The organism is Rhizobium herbae, from assembly GCF_017873135.1.
Taxonomy (GTDB): domain Bacteria; phylum Pseudomonadota; class Alphaproteobacteria; order Rhizobiales; family Rhizobiaceae; genus Pararhizobium; species Pararhizobium herbae.
In genome coordinates this window covers 91657-111271 of sequence record NZ_JAGGJV010000003.1, presented here as the reverse complement: position 1 = coordinate 111271, position 19615 = coordinate 91657, and the positions used below count along the sequence as shown (strand labels likewise).

Genomic DNA, 19615 nt, shown 5'->3' with positions numbered 1-19615 from the left:
TCAACCGTGCATACGGAATGTGCCGCGCTCCCCCCTCATCCGCCCTTCGGGCACCTTCTCCCCGCAGGGGAGAAGAGGGAACTCGCAGCGCACGCCCCAACCGATCTCCCCCCTTGCGGGGGAGATGTCCCGACGGGACAGAGGGGGGTATTTGCCACAAACGCATCATTCCAACCTTACTCCGCGGCCTCCAGCTTGCCGGCGATGCGGCGCGAGTGGCGGGCCTGTTCGTCGTAGTCCACCTGCCACTGCGACGGGCCGTTCGACGGCGATATCTGCACGGCCGTCACCTTATATTCCGGACAGTTGGTTGCCCAGTCGGAGAAATCGGTGGTGATGACGTTGGCCTGCGTCGTCGGATGGTGGAAGGTGGTGTAGACGACGCCGGGTGCCACACGTTCGGTAATCAGCGCCCGCAGCGTCGTATCGCCGGAGCGGCTTTGCAGCTTCACCCAATCGCCGTCGCGCACGCCGCGCATCTCGGCGTCGTTCGGGTGGATTTCCAGCCGGTCTTCCTCGTGCCAGACGACATTGTCGGTGCGTCGCGTCTGGGCGCCGACATTGTACTGGCTGAGAATGCGGCCTGTGGTCAGCAGCAGCGGGAAGCGAGGACCGGTCTTTTCGTCGGTCGCCACATATTCGGTGCGGATGAACTTGCCCTTGCCGCGCACGAAGCCGTCGATATGCATGATCGGCGAGCCAAGCGGGGCCTTCTCGTTGCAGGGCCACTGCACTGAGCCTATCTTTTCCAGATAGTCGTAGGACACCATGGCAAAGCTCGGCGTCGTCGCGGCGATCTCGTCCATGATCTCAGACGGATGGCTGTAGTTCCAGTCGAGCCCCATGGCTTGCGCCAGCTTCTGCGTCACTTCCCAGTCGGCATAGCCGTTGCGCGGCGTCATCACCTTGCGGACGCGGTTGATACGGCGTTCGGCATTGGTGAAGGTGCCGTCCTTTTCGAGGAAGGTCGAGCCCGGCAGGAAGACATGGGCGTAGTTGGCGGTCTCGTTGAGGAACAGGTCCTGCACGACGACGCATTCCATCGCGGCAAGGCCGGCCTGCACATGCTTGGTGTCCGGATCGGACTGGAGGATGTCCTCGCCCTGGATGTAGATGCCCTTGAACGAGCCATCGACGGCGGCGTCCAGCATGTTGGGGATGCGCAGGCCTGGTTCGTTGGAGATCGTCACACCCCAGAGCTTCTCGAAGGTCTCGCGCGTCGCATCGTCGGAGACGTGGCGATAACCGGGTAGCTCGTGCGGGAAGGAGCCCATGTCGCAAGCGCCCTGGACGTTGTTCTGGCCGCGCAACGGGTTCACGCCGACGCCGGGTCGGCCGATATTGCCGGTGACCATGGCGAGGTTGGCGATGGCGATGACCGTCGTCGAGCCCTGGCTGTGTTCGGTAACGCCGAGGCCGTAATAGATCGAGCCGTTGCCGCCGGTGGCAAACAGGCGGGCGGCACCGCGGATTTCCTCGGCCGGAACGCCGGAGAGCTTTTCGACGGCCTCGGGGCTGTGATGCTCCTCTGAGACGAAAGCCGCCCAGTCCTCGAACTCCGACCAGTCGCAGCGCTCGCGGATGAATTTTTCGTCGTAGAGACCTTCCGTGACGATGACATGGGCCAGCGACGTGACCACGGCGACATTGGTGCCGGGACGCAGCGGCAGGTGATGCGATGCCTTGATGTGCGGCGATGAGACGATATCTGTGCGGCGCGGATCGACGACGATCAGCTTGGCGCCCTGGCGCAGGCGCTTCTTCAGGCGTGAGGCAAAGACCGGATGGCCGTCGGTCGGGTTGGCGCCGATGATGATGACGACGTCGGTCTGCTCGACCGAATCGAAATTCTGCGTACCGGCCGATGTGCCGAAGGTGGCACCGAGGCCGTAGCCGGTCGGCGAGTGGCAGACGCGGGCGCAGGTATCGACATTGTTGTTGCCGAAGCCGGCGCGGATCAGCTTCTGGACGAGATAGGTTTCCTCGTTGGTGCAGCGCGACGAGGTGATGCCGCCGACCGATTCACGGCCGTACTGATACTGGATACGGCGGAATTCGGCCGCCGTATGAGCCAACGCCTCTTCCCAGCTGACTTCGCGCCAGGGATCGGTGATCTTTTCGCGGATCATCGGGTTGAGGATGCGTTCCTTGTGGGTCGAATAGCCGTAGGCAAAACGCCCCTTGACGCAGGAATGGCCGCGATTGGCCTGACCGTCCTTCCAGGGCACCATGCGCACCAGCTCCTCGCCGCGCATTTCGGCCTTGAACGAGCAGCCAACGCCGCAATAGGCGCAGGTGGTGACGACGGAATGTTCCGGCTGGCCGATGGCAATGACGGATTTTTCGGTCAGCGTCGCGGTCGGGCAGGCCTGCACGCAGGCGCCGCAGGAAACGCATTCCGATTCCAGGAAATTCTCGTGCATGCCGGGCGAAACGCGGCTGCCGAAACCACGGCCTTCGATGGTCAGCGCAAACGTGCCCTGAACCTCCTCGCAGGCCCGCACGCAGCGCGAACAGACGATGCATTTCGATGGGTCATAGGTGAAATAGGGATTGGATTCGTCCTTCGGCATCCACTTGGCGTTGATGTCGCCATTGTTGCGGGACTTGACGTGGTTGTCGCCTTCATAGCCGTAGCGCACGTCGCGCAGGCCGACGGCGCCCGCCATGTCCTGCAATTCGCAATCGCCATTGGCCGCGCAGGTCAGGCAGTCGAGCGGGTGGTCGGAGATGTAGAGCTCCATCACGCCCTTGCGGATATCCTTCAGCCGGCTCGTCTGGGTATGCACCGTGATGCCAGGCGCGACAGGCGTGGTGCAGGAGGCCGGCGTGCCGTTGCGTCCCTCGATCTCCACGAGACAGAGGCGGCAGGAGCCGAACGCATCGACCATGTCGGTGGCGCAGAGTTTCGGCACCTTGATGCCGGCCTCCATCGAGGCCCGCATGATCGATGTGCCCTCGGGCACGGTGATCTCGTTGCCGTCGATGGTCAGCGTCACCATCTTTTCCGCGCGGGAGGCGGGGGTGCCGAAGTCGATTTCAGAGACGAGGGGCATGGAGGGCCTCCTGTGAGGATGTCGTCAGATATGAGTTCGCGGAGGCTTTACCCCCCTCTGCCCTGTCGGGCATCTCCCCCTCAAGGGGGGAGATCACAAGCGGCAAGCTTCGAATTTCAAAGCCAAGCCTGCTTCCACGAAAAGAAGAATGGGAAAGGATCGATCTCCCCCCTTGAGGGGGAGATGTCACGAAGTGACAGAGGGGGGTAAAGCGACGAACTCTCATTCCGCCGCCTCCACCAAAGGCACCGGCCGAAAATCGTCCGGAAAATGGTTCATCGCACTGGTGACGGGATAGGGCGTGAAACCGCCGAGTGCGCAGAGCGAGCCGAATTTCATCGTGTTGCAGAGGTCGGCGAGCAAAGCGAGGTTCTTTTCCGGCTCGATGCCTTGCGCGATCTTGTCGGCGGTTTCGACGCCGCGGGTGGAGCCGATGCGGCAGGGGGTGCATTTGCCGCAGCTTTCAATGGCGCAGAATTCCATGGCGAAGCGGGCCTGCTTCAGCATGTCGGCGGTGTCATCGAAGACGGTGATGCCGGCATGGCCGATCAGGCCGTCTTTCGCTGCGAAGGCTTCGTAGTCGAACGGCGTATCGAATAGGGCGCGCGGGAAATAGGCGCCGAGCGGCCCGCCGACCTGCACGGCCTTGACCGGCCGTCCGGTTGCGGTGCCGCCGCCGATCTCGTCGACGATCTGGCCGAGCGTCAGGCCGAAGGCTGCTTCGTAGAGTCCGCCATATTTGACGTTGCCGGCGATCTGGATCGGGATGGTGCCGCGCGAGCGGCCCATGCCGAAATCCTTGTAGAACACCGGCCCCTTGTCCATGATGATGGGCACCGAGGCGAGCGAGATGACGTTGTTGATCACGGTCGGACAGCCGAACAGGCCCTTGTGGGCGGGCAGCGGCGGCTTGGCGCGGACGATGCCGCGCTTGCCTTCAAGGCTGTTGAGCAGCGCTGTTTCCTCGCCGCAGACATAGGCGCCGGCGCCGGTGCGGATTTCGATGTCGAAAGCCTTGCCCGAGCCGAGCACCGAGCTGCCCAGCACGCCAGCCTTGTGGGCGATCTCGACAGCTTGCGTCATCGTTGCGATGGCGTGGGGATATTCCGAGCGGATATAGACGAAGCCCTTGGTCGCGCCGGTCGCGATGCCTGATATCGCCATGCCCTCGATCAGCACGAAGGGGTCGCCTTCCATGATCATGCGGTCGGCGAAGGTGCCTGAATCGCCTTCGTCGGCATTGCAGACGATGTATTTGCGGTCGCCGGGAGTGTCGAGAACCGTCTTCCACTTGATGCCGGTCGGGAAGCCCGCGCCGCCGCGGCCGCGAAGACCGCTGTCGGTCACGTGGGTGACGATATCGGCCGGTGACAGGGTCACGGCTCTTTCCAGGCCCTTCAGCCCGTCATGCGCCCGGTAGTCGGCAAGCGACAAAGGATCGACGATGCCGCAGCGGGCAAAGGTCAGGCGCGTCTGGTTTTTCAGGAACGGCAGTTCCTCGGTCTTCCCGAGACAGAGGGCGTGATTGCCGCCGGTGGCGAGGCCGGCGTCGAGCAGGGACGCTATATCGGAGGCTTTCACCGGGCCATAGGCGATCCGGCCCTGTGCCGTCTCGACCTCGATCATCGGCTCCAGCCAGTGCAGGCCGCGCGAGCCGTTGCGCACGAGCGTGACATCCAGCCCGCGCGTCTCGACTTCACGGGCGAGTGCCTTGGCGACCCGTTCGGCACCGAGCGCCAATGCCGCTGCATCCCTGGGAACGAAAATCTTGACGGTCATGCGCGCACCTCCGCAACGAGATCACGCACCGCATCCGCATCGAGCCGCCCGTGCACCTCGCCGTCAAGCATCGCGGCGGGTGCGGTGGAACAGAGCCCGAGACAATAGACGGGTTCCAGCGTCACCGCCCCATCGAGCGTCGTCTGGTGGAAATCTATACCGAGCAGGAGCTTCACACGCTCGGCCAGCGCGTCGCCGCCCATCGACTGGCAGGCCTCGGCGCGACAGAGCTTCAGCACGTGGCGGCCTGCCGGATGGTCGCGATAATCGTGATAGAAGGTGACGACACCGTGGACTTCGGCGCGCGACAGGTTGAGTTCGCGGGCGATGATCGGCAGGGCTTCCTGCGGCACATAGCCGAACTCTGCCTGGATCTCATGCAGGATCGGCAGAAGCGGCCCTTCGAGCGACTTCATCTCGCTGACGATATTCAGCGTCCGGCTATCGATATCGCGGCTTGATAGATGCAGGTTCAACGTTCAGACCTCCCGAACTGAAACGAACAATCGGTCGCGGTCTGCGATCCCATTGAATAAAACGAAGCCCTCCAGAACATCGTTTTATTCAGATCCCTGCCTTGAAAGGCAAGAGATCGCGGCTTTCGCAGTCCACGCACAGGCAGGGTGTCAGCAGCCAGCTAGCCGGTCAATAGGCCTGTTCCGTTAAGCGATAGATGTTTTCTATCAAAGCGCTTGAGCGTCGGCCAGAATGCGCGCTTCATGCAACAGGGCAGAGACAAGCGGGGTGAACGGTTCGCGATGCGTCGCGACCAGCCCGACCGTATGCCGGGCGTCCGGTTCGACGATCGGTATGAGCCGGATTTCGTCGTGAAACCCGAACGATTTCGCGACGTTGTAAGGCATGATGCTGGCCCAGTGGCCGGTGCGCACATGGGAAAACAGGACGATCATCGAGTTGGATTCGAGCGTCGGCGACACCGTCACGCCGGCCTCCGTGAAATGCTGGTTGATGATGCGCCGGTTCTGCATATCGGCGGTCAATAGACAAAGCCGAATGCCGCCAACCTCCTTCCATGTCACGGTTTCGCGATCCGCCAGCTCCGTGCCTGCCGCCGTCACCAGGTGATAGCGTTCTACCTGCAACGGCACGCTGGTGACCCGTCCAAGCGGTTCGTTCTCCAGATAGGTGAGCCCCGCGTCGATCTCGAGATTTTCCAGAAGACCGAGGATTTTCAGCGATGTGGTGGAAAGGACGGAAAAGGTCACCTCCGGATGCTTTTCCTGAAAGGGGCCGGTGATGCGCGGCACCATGGCAAGGGTGGTGGGTACCGCCGCCAGCCGGATATGGCCGACAAGCCCGCGCCGGGCTGCGCGCATCTCCTCGTGCATGGTGCGGGAATCACCGACGATCCGGCGGGCCCATTCCAGCACCCGCTGGCCTTCCGGCGTCAGGCTCTGATAGCGCGAGCCACGATTGACCAGCATGACGCCGAGTTGCTCTTCCAGCTGCTTGATCGCGGCCGACAGCGTCGGCTGGGTGATGCCGCAGAGATCTGCGGCGCGGCCGAAATGCCGCTCCTGGGCGAGCGCGATGAAGAATTCCAGCTTGTCGATCAACCGCCGCCCCTCCCGAATGCCATGTTGCCCGCCATCAGCAGATCAACTGTCCGCCGTTCACTTCCAACACCTGACCGGTGATGTAACCCGACAGTGCGTTGGCGGCGAGGAACAAATAGGCCGGCGCGCAATCCTCCGCGGTACCGAGCCGCTGCAAGGGGATCGTCTTGCGGGTGGCCTCCAGCTTCTCGGCCGAGGAATAGCGCTCGTGGAAATCGGTGGTGATCGTGCCCGGCGAGACGCAATTGACCCGGATGCCCTCGGGCGCCAGTTCGCGGGCAAGCGCCTTGGAATAGGTGGAGACGAAGGCCTTGGTCGCCGAATAGATCGCCGATCCGGCACTGCCGCCGGTCAGCGCCGAGATCGACACGGTGTTGACGATGGCCGGATGCGTGCCGCGCCGCAGAAGCGGCAGCAAAGCGCGGGTGGTCTGCACCACGGCGGTCTGGTTCAATTGTACGACCGTCTCATATTGCTGGTCCGTCAGTTCGCCGGCGAGAAACCGGCCGACCATCGTACCGGCATTGTTGACCAGTACGTCGATCGCCTGAAAGCGGGACGCAATGCCGGTGGCCAACAATTCGATCCCGCCGCCTGTCGAAAAATCGGCATAGGAGAGAAAGGCGCGGCCGTCCGTCAGCGCTGCGTCGAGAAAATCCGGCAGCGGTTCGCGCGCCATGCGGCCGCCGTGCAGATAGACGATGGCGCCGCAATCGAGAAACTGTCGTGCCACTTCCAGCCCGATGCCGCGCCCGGCGCCGGTGACGACGACGTTCATGCCCTTGAACAGCGATGGATGAAACATCTTGAATACCTCCCGCGACGGACAGGCTGTCGCATCATGACCGGAATTGCAACGCAGCAGGTCGGTGCAGGTTCATTTTCGAGCGCCCGCCGCGTTTATGAAATTGCGCTGCTTTCGTTTTTGCATATTATGAAAGAAAACGAAAACGACGGGGAGGGGAATATCCATGTATCTGACGGGACGCCAGTCGGAAATCCTTGAGCTTGCCAAGACGGAAGGCAGGGTTCTCGTCGATGAACTCGCCGCGCGCTTTTCAGTCACCCCGCAAACCATCCGCAAGGACCTGAACGACCTCTGCGACGGCCGTGTGCTGACGCGCATTCATGGCGGTGCGATTTTTCCGCGCGGCAACGAGAACGTGAAATACGAGGCACGGCGCTCGATCGCGGCCCTCGAGAAGCAGGCGATCGGCCAGGCGGCCGCCGCGATGATCCCCAACAATTCCTCGCTTTTCATCAATATAGGCACCACCACCGAAGCCGTCGGCGAGGCGCTGCTTGATCATACGGAACTGATGGTCATCACCAATAATATCAACGTTGCCAATCGCTTGCGGGTTTTTCCCTCGATCGAAGTGGTGATTGCCGGTGGCGTCGTGCGCGGTGCCGATGGCGGCATCGTCGGCGAGGCGGCGGTCGATTTCATTCGCCAGTTCAAGGTGGATTATGCCGTGATCGGCGCGTCGGCGATCGATCATGACGGCGCGCTGCTTGATTTCGATTATCGCGAAGTGAAAGTGGCGCAGGCGATCATCGCCAATGCCCGCCACGTTATCCTCGTGTCCGATTCGACCAAGTTCGAACGCACGGCGCCGGTCCGGATCGGCCATATAACCCAGGTCCACACCTTCATCACCGATACCTGTCCCGTCGAAAACGTGCGGAACATCTGCCAGGAACAGGATGTTCGTTTGATCGAAACCTCGCGCTGAAATCGCTGATTTTATCGGCAATGGATTTTCCACGAACATTCGTTTGACATTCGTAAGATTTTCGCTTTAACTGATTTTGCTTTCGCATGCGCTCAAAATTGTGCAATGCGAAATGTGGGAGGGGAAGCAGTGCCTGCGCAGGACGTACTCGACATTTTCGTGATCGGTGGCGGCATCAATGGATGCGGCATCGCAAGGGATGCCGTTGGCCGTGGATACTCGGTTGCGCTGGCCGAAATGGACGATTTCGCTTCCGGCACTTCCTCGCGCGCCACCAAGCTCATTCATGGCGGACTGCGCTATCTTGAACATTACGAGTTCAGGCTGGTGCGTGAATCACTGATGGAGCGCGAAGTGCTCTGGGCCATGGCCCCGCATATCATCTGGCCGATGCGGTTCGTCCTGCCGTTCCATAAAGGCGGCATCCGCCCGGCCTGGCTCATCCGCCTCGGTCTCTTTCTCTACGATCATATCGGTGGCCGCAAACTGCTGCCGGCGACCCGCACGCTCGACATGCGCCGCGATCCTGCTGCCAAGCCGCTGAAGGCGCTGTTCACCAAGGCTTTCGAATATTCCGACGGCTGGGTCGATGACGCCCGTCTCGTCGTTCTCAACGCGAAGGACGCCGCCCTCAAGGGTGCGCGCATCATGACCCGCAGCCGGGTCATCTCGGCGCAGCGCGACGGCAATCTGTGGGTCATCAATGTCGAGGATGGCGCGACCGGTGCCGTCAGCACATTCCGGGCGCGCATGCTGGTCAATGCCGCCGGCCCGTGGGTCGATGTCGTGCTGTCGAATGCCGTCCGCAAGAACAATGTCCACAATGTCCGGCTGGTCCAGGGCAGCCACATCGTCGTGAAGAAGAAGTTCGACGATCAGCGCGCCTATTTCTTCCAGAATCCGGACAACCGCATCATCTTCGCGATCCCCTACGAGACTGATTTCACCCTGATCGGCACGACCGACAACGATTTCACCGGCGATCCGAAGACCATCCAGATCACCGAGGGCGAGATCGACTATCTCTGCAATGCGGCGAGCGAGTATTTTTCTGAGGCTGTCAAGCCGGCCGATGTCGTCTGGACCTATTCCGGCGTACGGCCGCTGTTCGATGACGGCGCCTCGAAGGCGCAGGAAGCGACGCGCGATTATGTTTTGAAGATTGACGGCGATAACGGCGAGGCGCCGCTGCTCAATGTCTTTGGCGGCAAGCTGACGACCTATCGCCGGCTTGGCGAGCATGCGCTCGAAAAGATCGCTGGTGCGATCGGTGCCAAGGGCAATCCGTGGACGGCGAAGAGCGTGCTGCCGGGCGGTGATTTTCCGGCGACCGGCTATGACGCCGAAGTATTGAAGCTCAAGAGCCGCTATCCGTTCCTGGCCGAGCGCCACGCGCGCCGCCTGGTCCGGCTTTATGGCACGCTGGCAGCAAGCCTGCTTGGAAACGCCAGCAAGGCGGAAGATCTGGGGCGGCATTTCGGCGCCGATCTCTATGCGGTCGAGGTGCAGTGGCTGATTAGCCAGGAATGGGCGCGGCATGCCGAGGATGTTCTCTGGCGCCGGACCAAGCTGGGATTGAAATTGACCCAGGCGGAAGCCGCCGGGTTGGAGGAATACATGCGGGAGACGGTTCGCAGCGCTGCCTGATGGCAATGCCGATCCTTTAAGTCTGCCGGTGTCTGGGAGGAAGACGACCGAATGCTCGAACTGAAAAACATAACCAAGGTCGTGGGGGCGGATACGCATATCCACCCGACCGATCTTGTGCTGGAGCGGGGTTCGCTCAATGTGCTGCTGGGGCCGACGCTGTCCGGCAAGACATCGCTGATGCGGCTGATGGCAGGCCTCGACAAGCCGACGACCGGCACCATCACCTTTGACGGCAAGGACGTGACCGGTGTGCGCGTGCAGGATCGCTCCGTCGCCATGGTCTACCAGCAGTTCATCAACTATCCGGCGATGACCGTCTACGAGAACATTGCCTCGCCGATGCGCATTTCCGGCAAGGATACGGCGACGATCGATCGCGAGGTCCGCAAGGCGGCCGAGTTGATGAAGCTGACGCCCTATCTGGAGCGCACGCCGCTCAACCTGTCCGGCGGCCAGCAGCAGCGCACCGCGCTTGCCCGCGCCATCGTCAAGAATGCCAGCCTGGTGCTGCTCGACGAGCCCCTCGCCAACCTCGATTACAAGCTGCGCGAAGAGTTGCGCGAAGAGTTGCCGAAGTTGTTTGCAGCCGCAGGCTCGATCTTCGTCTATGCGACGACGGAGCCGGGCGAAGCCTTGTTGCTTGGCGGCAATACCGCGACAATGCATCAGGGGCGCATCAGCCAGTTCGGTTCGACGATTGCAGTCTACCGCAAGCCGTCCGATATCGTCACGGCGAAGACCTTCGCCGATCCGCCGCTCAACACCATCGATCTGGTGAAGTCGGGCAATGGTTTCGAGCGCGACGGCATCACCGTTCTGCCGGTGCCTTCGCATCTTTCCGCTATTGCCGATGGCTCCTACACGATCGCCTTCCATCCGCACCATCTGTCGCTGACCCGCCCACATGAAACGGCGGCGACGCTGAAGGCGCGGATCATCATTTCCGAAATTGCCGGCTCAGAGAGCTTCATGCATGTCGATTGCGCCGGATCGCGCTGGGTCATGCTCGAGCATGGCATCCACGACATCGAGCCGGATACGGCGATCGAGCTTTTCGTCGATACGCGCCACCTGATGGCCTTCGGGCCGGATGGACGTGCGATCGGCGGCTCTGCCGTTCGGGGAGCGTGAGGAGAAAACCATGGCACGCATCAATCTCGATCATATCCGCCACGCCTACGGCCCGAACCCGAAGAAGCCTTCGGACTATTCGCTGAAGGAAGTGCATCACGAATGGAACGACGGCGGCGCCTATGCGCTGCTCGGTCCATCCGGCTGCGGCAAGACCACGCTGCTCAATATCATTTCCGGCCTGCTGCAGCCGTCCGAAGGCAAGATCCTGTTCGACGGCAAGGACGTCACCAACCTGTCGACGCAGGACCGCAACATCGCCCAGGTGTTCCAGTTTCCGGTCATCTACGACACCATGACCGTCTACGACAATCTGGCCTTCCCGTTGCGCAACCGTCATGTTCCGGAAACGGAAGTCGATCGCCGCGTCACCGAAATCCTTGAAATGATCGGCCTTTCCGACCGCGCCAGGAAAAAGGCACAGGGGCTGACCGCCGACCAGAAGCAGAAGATCTCGCTCGGCCGCGGTCTTGTCCGCTCCGATGTCAGCGCCATCCTGTTCGACGAGCCGCTGACAGTCATCGACCCGCATATGAAATGGGTCCTGCGCTCGCAGCTGAAGCGGCTGCACAAGCAGTTCGGCTTCACCATGGTCTACGTCACCCATGACCAGACCGAGGCGCTGACCTTCGCCGACAAGGTCGTCGTCATGTATGACGGCGAGATCGTCCAGATCGGCACGCCGGCCGAGCTTTTCGAAAAGCCGAAGCATACGTTCGTCGGTTATTTCATCGGCTCGCCGGGCATGAACGTGCTGCCGGCAAAGATCGATGGATCGTCCGTCGATCTCGATGGCCAGAAGATCGCGCTGTCCTTTGCGCCGAAATTTTCCGCCGGGGCCAAGACCGAACTCGGCATCCGCCCGGAATTCATCCGGCTTGGCCGCGAGGGCATGCCGGTGACGATCTCCAAGGTCGAGGATATCGGCCGCCAGAAGATCGTTCGCGCGTCCTTCGCCAACCGGCCGATCGCCATCGTCGTGCATGAGGACGGCGAGATTCCGGCGGAACCGAAGGTCACCTTCGATCCGGCCGCCATCAATATCTACGCCGATTCCTGGCGCGTGCCAGATACTTCGCTGGTAGGGGGGGAGGCCTGATCATGGAAAAGACCTGGAACAACAAGGCCTGGTTCATGGTCCTGCCGGTGCTGGTGCTGGTCGCCTTCTCGGCGGTCATCCCACTGATGACGGTGGTCAACTATTCGGTTCAGGACACCTTCGGCAACAACGAGTTCTTCTGGGCGGGCACCGACTGGTTCATCCAGGTGCTGCAGTCCGACCGTTTCTGGGACGCGCTCACCCGCAACCTGATCTTCTCCGGCATCATCCTGGCGATCGAGATCCCGCTCGGCATCCTGATCGCGCTCAACATGCCGAAGAAGGGGCTGGGCGTTCCCGTCTGCCTCGTCCTGATGTCGCTGCCGCTGCTCATCCCGTGGAACGTGGTCGGTACGATCTGGCAGGTGTTCGGTCGCGTCGATATCGGGTTGCTCGGCTATACGCTCGATGCGATCGGCGTGCCCTATAACTACGTCAACAATGTCTTCGATGCCTGGGTCACCCTGATCGTCATGGACATCTGGCACTGGACGAGCCTCGTCGTTCTGCTCTGCTATGCCGGCCTCGTGTCGATCCCGGATGCCTATTATCAGGCAGCCAAGATCGACGGCGCCTCGCGCTGGGCCGTGTTCCGCTACATCCAGCTGCCGAAGATGAAGCGCGTGCTCCTGATCGCCTTCCTGCTGCGCTTCATGGACAGTTTCATGATCTATACCGAGCCCTTCGTCGTCACCGGCGGCGGTCCCGGAAACGCCACCACATTCCTGTCGATCGATCTCGTCAAGACGGCCATCGGCCAGTTCGACCTCGGTCCGGCAGCAGCACTTTCGCTCATCTACTTCCTGATCATTCTGTTGCTCTCATGGATCTTCTACACCGTGATGACCAACAGCGATGCGCAGAGCTGACGGCCGGAGGGAGGAAAAACAATGACCACCGCGACACAGACTTCCGGCCGCAGCCTTTCATGGCTCGTGCCCACGATCTACATCATCTTCCTGCTCTTGCCGATCTACTGGCTCGTCAACATGAGCTTCAAGACCAACACCGAGATCACCGGCGCCTTCTCGCTCTATCCGCATTCGCCGACGCTCAGGAACTATGCCGTGATCTTCACAGATCCGTCCTGGTACAAGGGCTATATCAACTCGATCATCTATGTGGTGATGAATACGGTTATCTCCGTCTCGGTGGCGCTGCCGGCGGCCTATGCCTTTTCGCGCTACCGGTTCCTCGGCGACAAGCACCTGTTCTTCTGGCTGCTCACCAACCGCATGGCGCCGCCGGCCGTTTTCGCGCTGCCGTTCTTCCAGCTCTATTCGGCTTTCGGCCTGATCGATACGCATATCGCCGTTGCCCTGGCGCACTGCCTGTTCAACGTGCCGCTGGCGGTCTGGATCCTCGAAGGCTTTATGTCCGGCGTACCCAAGGAGATCGATGAAACCGCCTATATCGACGGTTATTCCTTCCCGCGCTTCTTCCTGCGCATCTACATTCCGCTGATCGCATCGGGCATCGGGGTCGCCGCGTTCTTCAACTTCATGTTCTCCTGGGTCGAACTCCTGATCGCCCGGACGCTGACGACGACCGATGCCAAGCCGATCGCCGCCATCATGACGCGCACGGTCTCGGCATCGGGCATGGACTGGGGCGTTCTTGCCGCCGCAGGTGTGCTCACCATCATTCCGGGCGCGATCGTCATCTATTTCGTCCGCAACTATATCGCCAAGGGCTTCGCCCTGGGGAGGGTCTAATGGCCACTTTGTCTCAACGAACCAACCGCTGGCCACTGGCGCTGGCCGCCGTTCTCGTCGTCTATGCCGTCGTCGCAGGGCTGCTCGTCATGGCGCTGCCGATCAAGGATGGCCAGCGCGACTGGTTCGCTCCGCTGGTACGCGGCGGGTGGATGGCCTGGTCTTTCCCGGGCGCGATGTTCTTCCTCACCATTTTCGCGCTTCTGTCGCTGATGGCGGTCTGGGAATACGCGCGGCCCGGCGGCAGCCCGCGTGTCGGCATCCTGCGCTTCGAGACGACGCGCGGCGACCGTCTCTTCGTCTCGCTGCTCGGCAGCGCCTTCATTCATCTCGCATGGCTGGGACTTGTCGGTCCCAACGTGTGGTGGGCTCTTGCGCTTTCCATCGTGTACGCCGTCGGCGTCTTCAAGCTGGTCTGAGGCAAGATTACTGAAACGGATTGCCGGGGAGGCAGTCCGAAACTGCAATCGCAAACCTTTAAGGGAGGACTACTATGCGACGGCACTTATTGACATCGACAGCAGTTATGCTGCTGGCCTTTACCGGGTCCGCATTCGCGGGCATGGACGAGGCCAAGACGTTCCTGGATAAGGAAATCGGCACCGTATCGACGCTGGATCGCGCCGCTCAGGAAGCCGAAATGCAATGGTTCATCGATGCGGCAAAACCCTTTGCCGGCATGGAAATCAAGGTCGCTTCCGAAACGCTGACGACGCATGAATACGAGTCCAAGACGCTTGCCGCGGCATTTGCCGCGATCACGGGCATCAAGGTCACCCACGACCTGATCGGCGAAGGCGACGTGGTTGAAAAGCTGCAGACCCAGATGCAGACCGGCGAGAACATCTACGACGCCTATGTCAATGACTCTGACCTCATCGGCACCCATTGGCGCTACCAGCAGGTTCGCAACCTGACCGACTGGATGGCCAACGAAGGCAAGGACGTCACCAACCCCGGCCTCGACATTGCCGACTTCATCGGCACGTCGTTCACCACCGCGCCGGACAAGAAGCTCTACCAGCTTCCCGACCAGCAGTTCGCCAACCTCTACTGGTTCCGGTATGACTGGTTCAACGACGAGAAGAACAAGGCCGACTTCAAGGCGAAGTACGGCTACGACCTCGGCGTTCCCGTCAACTGGTCGGCTTATGAGGACATTGCCGAATTCTTCACCGGTCGCGAAATCGACGGCAAGAAGGTCTATGGTCACATGGACTACGGCAAGAAGGATCCGTCGCTCGGCTGGCGCTTCACCGACGCCTGGCTTTCGATGGCCGGCAACGGCGACAAGGGCATCCCGAACGGTCTTCCGGTTGACGAATGGGGTATCAAGGTCGACGAGAATTCGCGTCCGGTCGGCTCCTGCGTTGCCCGCGGTGGTGACACCAACGGCCCGGCTGCTGTTTACTCGATCCAGAAGTATCTCGACTGGTTGAAGGCCTATGCACCGCCGGAAGCGCAGGGCATGACCTTCGGTGAAGCTGGTCCGGTTCCGGCACAAGGCAACGTCGCCCAGCAGATCTTCTGGTACACCGCGTTTACAGCCGACTCGGTCAAGCCTGGCCTGCCTGTTGTCAACGAGGACGGTACGCCGAAATGGCGCATGGCCCCGTCCCCGCACGGCGTCTACTGGAAGGACGGCATGAAGCTCGGTTACCAGGACGTGGGTTCCTGGACGCTGATGAAATCTACCCCTGAAGACCGCGCCAAGGCCGCATGGCTCTATGCGCAGTTCGTGACATCGAAGACAGTGGACGTGAAGAAGAGCCAGGTTGGCCTGACCTTCGCCCGCGAATCGACGATCCAGGACAAGAGCTTCACGGACCGCGCCAAGGATCTTGGCGGTCTCGTCGAGTTCTATCGTTCGCCGGCCCGTATCCAGTGGTCGCCGACCGGTACCAACGTTCCGGACTATCCGAAGCTGGCACAGCTCTGGTGGCAGGCGATCGGCGACGCATCCTCGGGCGCGAAAACCGCTCAGGAAGCCATGGACTCGCTGTGCGCCGAGCAGGAAAAGGTGATGGGACGCATCGAGCGCTCCGGCATCCAGGGCGATATCGGCCCGAAGCTCGCCGAAGAGCATGATCTCGACTTCTGGAACAAGGATGCCGTCTCGAAGGGCAATCTTGCGCCGCAGTTGAAGATCGAGAACGAAAAAGAAAAGCCGCAGACCGTCAACTACGACGAACTGGTCAAGAGCTGGCAGTAAGAAAACACCCCGGCGCCGCATGACATCGCGGCGCCGGATATGCCTGGACCAAGTCCGGCACTGGCCTCGGTCCCGTTAAGCTCGGAAACGAAAAAGCCACCCGGAGAGACGATCTCCGGGTGGCTTTTCATTGGGTCAATGCCTTGGACAGCGGGCGCTTGGGATCACCCGCCGGGTCCGGTTTGAAGCCTCTTAGAGACCGGTGCCGCCCTTCAACTCGTTGATCACCGTCCGGATCATGATCTTCATGTCCAGAAACAGCGAGAAATTCCGGACATATTCCACGTCGCAGACGATCCGGCGGATTGCCATCCAGCGATGTCCCGTTGGGCCGCGCAGGCCGCGGGCCTGGGCGAGACCGGTGAGACCTGGCCGCATCAGGTGCCGATACTCGTAACCCTGCACCAGTTCGGAATAGCTGCGTCCGGCAGCCAGCATGTCGGGAACATGCGGACGCGGTCCAACCAGCGACATGTCGCCGATAAGAACGTTCCACAGTTGCGGCAGTTCGTCGAGATTGGTCTTGCGCAGAACACGTCCGAGCGGCGTAATGCGCGGGTCATTGTCGACCGTCTGGCGCACGCCGCTCAAGTCGCAGAGGTCGGTATACATGGAACGGAATTTCAGGATCTCGAACGGAGCCTCATTGAGACCTGTCCGCAATTGCCTGAAGAAAACCGGGCCTTTGCTTTCCAGTTTGATGAGTAGGGCAATGAAAAGAATGACTGGCGAGAGAACGAGAAGGCCGAAAAATGAGCCGACGATATCGATCGCGCGTTTGAGCGCCAGTTGAACGGGCAGGTTCGGTGCACTGGCCGGATTGATGTAGAAATTGCTTTCGTCTGCGCGCCGTTCCTTGCCCTGAACGGTATACCCTCCAGAAATAGTCCTGCTCAACATGCTATCCTCCACTCCGATAGCCGCCGATTGTTGCAACATCATTTTTTCTGTCATGGCTTTAAATACTCCTGGCACTCTTGACAGACAGCACGAGCCTCGGGTTGGCCTTTGCTGCAAATTGTATTTGTCCGAAGAAGCCGGTCGATTTTCTATTCTCAAAATAAATTGGTTCCTTGCCAGTTCGACAAGGTTCTTATGTCCGGTATGCCCGTGGAATGTTGTCGACCCTAAAAATTATTTGTCTGCAAAAGCAATTTGCATTTTTTAATCATTTATTAAATATGATCGACTTTGACAAGTCATCCCAGATGCAATCTTCGCATGTGTGGTTAATTTGCGGCGCTCCGAAATGGATCATTTTTGGGTTGATTACGGTTTCCGTTCAAGCTCTTGCCGCAAAGCGGCATTGTTTTGCTGCATTGCCGTTGCAATGCCACGGCGCGCGCTGTGCCTGTTTGAAATTTTTATGACTGGATGAATTCGCTCACTGCGCCGTATTTTCCGGAGCAGTCAGCGTCAATCCTTCGGAACTTTCGCCTGCCATCATCCCGTCAATCATCGGCAGGCCGTCGCTGCCTGTCAGCGGAAACCATTTTCCGCGGTCGAAGAACAGGTCCCCCGGCGTTTTATTGCCAGGCTTGTCGATTTGGTTGGCAAGGAAGTTGTAGCGCGGCGTCTCGCCGAACTCTCTCTTGAACTGGATCCGGCTGCCGAAATTGCGGATGTCGAAAGCCTCCAGCGCATGGATCTTGCCGATGATCTCGTCCGGGTTTCCCCAGCGAACCTGGCGCAGGAAGATATTCGCGGCACTCCCGGCAAGGTCGGCGATCTTGATGGCATCGGCCGCGTTTTCGATGTTCAGCTTGACGCGAAAGGAGGTGACGCGGTTTTCACCGTCGCCTTTGATGAAGATGAAAAGAGAGGATTGAGCCGGCTCCTCGGAACTTCTGGCCGGGAGATCGACGGAGGAAGAACATTCCCAATTGTCCTTGGTGGCGCTGCTGACCGTCCAGTCGAGATCACCGAAGCCGCCGCTTTTCAGCTGTTCGCACAAGGTTCGCGGGTCGCTCTGGATCAGCCGGATGAAATGCTGCTGCGGCGCCTTGAAATCGGTGAAGGCATAGACCGGCAGCACCATGCGCGCCGGCGGCAGGCGAACGCCCCTGCTTTGGGTGATCTTGACCTGTTTCGGCGCGGGCTCAAACTTTGCCAGCAGGTCGGGATAACCGAGATAAGCGAACAGAAGATCAAGGTTGCGGTGGTTGTTGGCAAACAGCACGGTCGCCAGGATGCCGGCAAAGACCAAGCCGACAGCGACGAGAAAGAAAACCTTTCCAGACCGGCTTTTCCGCTCCTCTTTCATGCTTTGGCCATCCGGCGCTTCCCGTCTGTGCCAAGCCCATCCTGGCGCATTTTCCGGGCGGGATTGTGGACGTCTGTCAACCGGTCTGCCGGCTCCTGTAGGCCGAGACGATCACGTAAACGAGGAGCAGCGGCCATATCAGGCACAAAACCAGTCCGAGAACGCGCATTCCATCCCAGCTGCTGCCCGCAGCCTCACCCTCGCGATAGGTATTGTCGAGAAAAAACAGAGATATCAAGGTATAAAATGAAAGAAAGAATGCCATTGTGCAGGACCCGAAATGTGCGGGAGGAAGACAGACTCGGGATACACGCAACTTTTATGTGGCTGACGAAGCACCACGGCAAAGACTGGCAGCAGCCTCGCATGATTCGATTGTGACGCACAATCGGTCCGGGAGATGTCAGGATACAGCTCTTGGTTCAAGCAAACGCATATGCAGCTGCATCGCCTCCGGTGACACCGTCTTGTATTTCGGCAGGCCGAGATAGTAGCCGTAGCCGGTCGCCAGGCATTCCGCTCCCACCCGCACCAGCCGCCCATCGGCAATCTGCTCGTCGATCAGCCCCAGGCTGCCGAGCGCGATACCGTCGCCGCGCAGTGCCGCGTCGATCGCCATGATGTAGGTGGAGAAGGAAAACCGCGGGTTCTGCAACCTCATTCGCGGCGGGCTTGAGAGCCGGCCGAACCATTGGCGGAACGAGATCCAGTGGGCGTTGAAGCGCTCATAGTCGATCAGGTCGAGACCGGCGATATCGTCGGCCGACAGCTGGCCGCCGTCGAGCCCGCGGCTTGCGAGATAGTCCGGCGAGGCGACCGGTGCCAGCAGCTCCGGCATCAACAGGGTGAGGTTCCAGCGCGGATGCTCGCCGGTGGAATAGAGAATGACCAGATCGTTGTTCTCCGAGGCGAGGTCCGACGGCGTGTCGGAGGTCAAGAGCCGTAGCGAGATGGCCGGGTTCTCCTTGCCGAAATCCCTTAAACGCCTTCCGAGCCAGAGATGCGATACGGAGCCGCTGGCCGCAATTGCGATCGTTCCGCCGGTGCCGGGACGGAACGGCTCCAGGCTTTCCTCCAGATATTCCAGCGTGGCGCGCACCCGCTGGAACAGCCGCTCGCCCTGCGGCGTCAATTCCAGGTTCTTGCCGCGCCGGATGAACAGAGCAGCACCCAGATGATCCTCCAGCCCCTTGATGCGGCGGCTGACGGCGGCCTGGGTAATATTCAATTCCCGCCCGGCCCGTGAAAAGTTCATCTGCCGGCAGGCGGCGTCGAACACCCGGAACGCCTCCAGCGGAATATGGTCCAGCATGCCATCTCCATGACTTCAGATTATCAAAATGGCTGAAAAATGCCCGTCTTTGAAAATATCAGATTGTGATGCACGGTGGAAGCAG

At 60.6% G+C, this 19615-nt stretch carries 18 protein-coding genes; 9 read left to right on the top strand and 9 right to left on the bottom strand.

The genetic code is table 11. The annotated features are described in order from the left end of the window. Positions 1–176: 176 nt before the first annotated feature. From fdhF to J2Z75_RS09295, 5 genes are all read right to left on the bottom strand, one after another. Positions 177–3056 carry a formate dehydrogenase subunit alpha gene (gene fdhF, locus J2Z75_RS09315; RefSeq protein WP_209850965.1) on the bottom strand — a complete coding sequence of 960 codons (2880 nt, stop codon included), beginning with the start codon at positions 3054–3056 and terminating at the stop codon, positions 177–179. 222 nt (positions 3057–3278) lie between these two features. After that, a complete protein-coding gene (locus tag J2Z75_RS09310; protein ID WP_209850962.1) occupies positions 3279–4835 on the bottom strand; it encodes a formate dehydrogenase beta subunit in 1557 nt (518 codons plus the stop codon). Then, entirely contained in the window at positions 4832–5251 is a 420-nt protein-coding gene (locus J2Z75_RS09305) for a formate dehydrogenase subunit gamma (protein WP_407692757.1), read from the bottom strand. Before J2Z75_RS09305 ends, J2Z75_RS09310 begins: the two co-directional genes overlap by 4 nt. A 267-nt stretch (positions 5252–5518) precedes the next feature. Continuing rightward, complete coding sequence (locus J2Z75_RS09300; RefSeq protein WP_209850957.1) at positions 5519–6412, bottom strand: LysR family transcriptional regulator; 894 nt, start codon at positions 6410–6412, stop codon at positions 5519–5521. Between the two features lie 34 nt (positions 6413–6446). Next, positions 6447–7217: an SDR family NAD(P)-dependent oxidoreductase gene (locus tag J2Z75_RS09295; RefSeq protein WP_209850954.1), complete on the bottom strand. Its 771-nt coding sequence runs from the start codon at positions 7215–7217 to the stop codon at positions 6447–6449. A gap of 36 nt (positions 7218–7253) precedes the next feature. Between J2Z75_RS09295 and J2Z75_RS09290 the strand changes: the two genes are divergently transcribed. The 9 genes from J2Z75_RS09290 to J2Z75_RS09250 all read left to right on the top strand — a co-directional run bounded on the left by J2Z75_RS09290 (position 7254) and on the right by J2Z75_RS09250 (position 15955). Further along, on the top strand, positions 7254–7418 hold the full coding sequence (locus J2Z75_RS09290; protein WP_209850952.1) for a hypothetical protein: 165 nt from the start codon (positions 7254–7256) through the stop codon (positions 7416–7418). Beyond that, positions 7384–8148 (top strand): DeoR/GlpR family DNA-binding transcription regulator, encoded by a 765-nt coding sequence (locus tag J2Z75_RS09285; RefSeq protein WP_209850948.1) that lies wholly within the window; start codon positions 7384–7386, stop codon positions 8146–8148. Before J2Z75_RS09290 ends, J2Z75_RS09285 begins: the two co-directional genes overlap by 35 nt. Positions 8149–8253: 105 nt before the next feature. Then, complete coding sequence (gene glpD / locus J2Z75_RS09280; protein ID WP_209850945.1) at positions 8254–9795, top strand: glycerol-3-phosphate dehydrogenase; 1542 nt, start codon at positions 8254–8256, stop codon at positions 9793–9795. A 51-nt stretch (positions 9796–9846) separates the two neighbouring features. Then, positions 9847–10929, top strand: a complete 1083-nt coding sequence (locus tag J2Z75_RS09275; RefSeq protein ID WP_209850943.1) for an ABC transporter ATP-binding protein — start codon at positions 9847–9849, stop codon at positions 10927–10929. 10 nt (positions 10930–10939) lie between these two features. Beyond that, on the top strand, positions 10940–12028 hold the full coding sequence (locus tag J2Z75_RS09270) for an ABC transporter ATP-binding protein (protein ID WP_209850941.1): 1089 nt from the start codon (positions 10940–10942) through the stop codon (positions 12026–12028). Positions 12029–12030: 2 nt separating this feature from the next. Further along, positions 12031–12897, top strand: coding sequence for a carbohydrate ABC transporter permease (locus J2Z75_RS09265; RefSeq protein ID WP_209850939.1), 867 nt, complete (start codon positions 12031–12033; stop codon positions 12895–12897). Between the two features lie 21 nt (positions 12898–12918). Further along, entirely contained in the window at positions 12919–13743 is an 825-nt protein-coding gene (locus J2Z75_RS09260) for a carbohydrate ABC transporter permease (protein WP_209850937.1), read from the top strand. Beyond that, positions 13743–14162 (top strand): DUF2160 domain-containing protein, encoded by a 420-nt coding sequence (locus tag J2Z75_RS09255; RefSeq protein ID WP_209850934.1) that lies wholly within the window; start codon positions 13743–13745, stop codon positions 14160–14162. Before J2Z75_RS09260 ends, J2Z75_RS09255 begins: the two co-directional genes overlap by 1 nt. A gap of 74 nt (positions 14163–14236) precedes the next feature. Next, positions 14237–15955, top strand: coding sequence for an ABC transporter substrate-binding protein (locus tag J2Z75_RS09250; RefSeq protein ID WP_209850931.1), 1719 nt, complete (start codon positions 14237–14239; stop codon positions 15953–15955). A gap of 192 nt (positions 15956–16147) precedes the next feature. On the opposite strand, the gene J2Z75_RS09245 is transcribed toward J2Z75_RS09250, so the two are convergent. The 4 genes from J2Z75_RS09245 to J2Z75_RS09230 all read right to left on the bottom strand — a co-directional run bounded on the left by J2Z75_RS09245 (position 16148) and on the right by J2Z75_RS09230 (position 19530). Further along, positions 16148–16855: a sugar transferase gene (locus J2Z75_RS09245; protein ID WP_234937259.1), complete on the bottom strand. Its 708-nt coding sequence runs from the start codon at positions 16853–16855 to the stop codon at positions 16148–16150. Between the two features lie 484 nt (positions 16856–17339). Next, a complete protein-coding gene (locus tag J2Z75_RS09240) occupies positions 17340–18218 on the bottom strand; it encodes a DUF6030 family protein (RefSeq protein ID WP_209850928.1) in 879 nt (292 codons plus the stop codon). Between the two features lie 76 nt (positions 18219–18294). Next, positions 18295–18483 carry a hypothetical protein gene (locus J2Z75_RS09235; RefSeq protein WP_209850925.1) on the bottom strand — a complete coding sequence of 63 codons (189 nt, stop codon included), beginning with the start codon at positions 18481–18483 and terminating at the stop codon, positions 18295–18297. A 138-nt stretch (positions 18484–18621) separates the two neighbouring features. After that, the gene (locus tag J2Z75_RS09230; protein WP_209850922.1) at positions 18622–19530 is read right to left on the bottom strand and encodes a LysR substrate-binding domain-containing protein; all 909 of its coding nucleotides are present in this window, start codon (positions 19528–19530) and stop codon (positions 18622–18624) included. Between the last annotated feature and the right edge of the window lie 85 nt (positions 19531–19615).

What these genes read in the sequence shown, in the direction of transcription:
- J2Z75_RS09250 (WP_209850931.1), top strand. Translation starts at nt 14,237, where the DNA reads ATGCGACGGCACTTATTGACATCGACAGCAGTTATGCTGCTGGCCTTT.
- J2Z75_RS09245 (WP_234937259.1), bottom strand. Translation starts at nt 16,855, where the DNA reads ATGTTGAGCAGGACTATTTCTGGAGGGTATACCGTTCAGGGCAAGGAA.
- J2Z75_RS09265 (WP_209850939.1), top strand. Translation starts at nt 12,031, where the DNA reads ATGGAAAAGACCTGGAACAACAAGGCCTGGTTCATGGTCCTGCCGGTG.
- J2Z75_RS09240 (WP_209850928.1), bottom strand. Translation starts at nt 18,218, where the DNA reads ATGAAAGAGGAGCGGAAAAGCCGGTCTGGAAAGGTTTTCTTTCTCGTC.
- J2Z75_RS09230 (WP_209850922.1), bottom strand. Translation starts at nt 19,530, where the DNA reads ATGCTGGACCATATTCCGCTGGAGGCGTTCCGGGTGTTCGACGCCGCC.
- glpD (WP_209850945.1), top strand. Translation starts at nt 8,254, where the DNA reads ATGCGAAATGTGGGAGGGGAAGCAGTGCCTGCGCAGGACGTACTCGAC.
- fdhF (WP_209850965.1), bottom strand. Translation starts at nt 3,056, where the DNA reads ATGCCCCTCGTCTCTGAAATCGACTTCGGCACCCCCGCCTCCCGCGCG.
- J2Z75_RS09255 (WP_209850934.1), top strand. Translation starts at nt 13,743, where the DNA reads ATGGCCACTTTGTCTCAACGAACCAACCGCTGGCCACTGGCGCTGGCC.
- J2Z75_RS09260 (WP_209850937.1), top strand. Translation starts at nt 12,919, where the DNA reads ATGACCACCGCGACACAGACTTCCGGCCGCAGCCTTTCATGGCTCGTG.
- J2Z75_RS09235 (WP_209850925.1), bottom strand. Translation starts at nt 18,483, where the DNA reads ATGGCATTCTTTCTTTCATTTTATACCTTGATATCTCTGTTTTTTCTC.
- J2Z75_RS09295 (WP_209850954.1), bottom strand. Translation starts at nt 7,217, where the DNA reads ATGTTTCATCCATCGCTGTTCAAGGGCATGAACGTCGTCGTCACCGGC.
- J2Z75_RS09285 (WP_209850948.1), top strand. Translation starts at nt 7,384, where the DNA reads ATGTATCTGACGGGACGCCAGTCGGAAATCCTTGAGCTTGCCAAGACG.
- J2Z75_RS09270 (WP_209850941.1), top strand. Translation starts at nt 10,940, where the DNA reads ATGGCACGCATCAATCTCGATCATATCCGCCACGCCTACGGCCCGAAC.
- J2Z75_RS09305 (WP_407692757.1), bottom strand. Translation starts at nt 5,251, where the DNA reads ATGAAGTCGCTCGAAGGGCCGCTTCTGCCGATCCTGCATGAGATCCAG.
- J2Z75_RS09290 (WP_209850952.1), top strand. Translation starts at nt 7,254, where the DNA reads ATGACCGGAATTGCAACGCAGCAGGTCGGTGCAGGTTCATTTTCGAGC.
- J2Z75_RS09310 (WP_209850962.1), bottom strand. Translation starts at nt 4,835, where the DNA reads ATGACCGTCAAGATTTTCGTTCCCAGGGATGCAGCGGCATTGGCGCTC.
- J2Z75_RS09275 (WP_209850943.1), top strand. Translation starts at nt 9,847, where the DNA reads ATGCTCGAACTGAAAAACATAACCAAGGTCGTGGGGGCGGATACGCAT.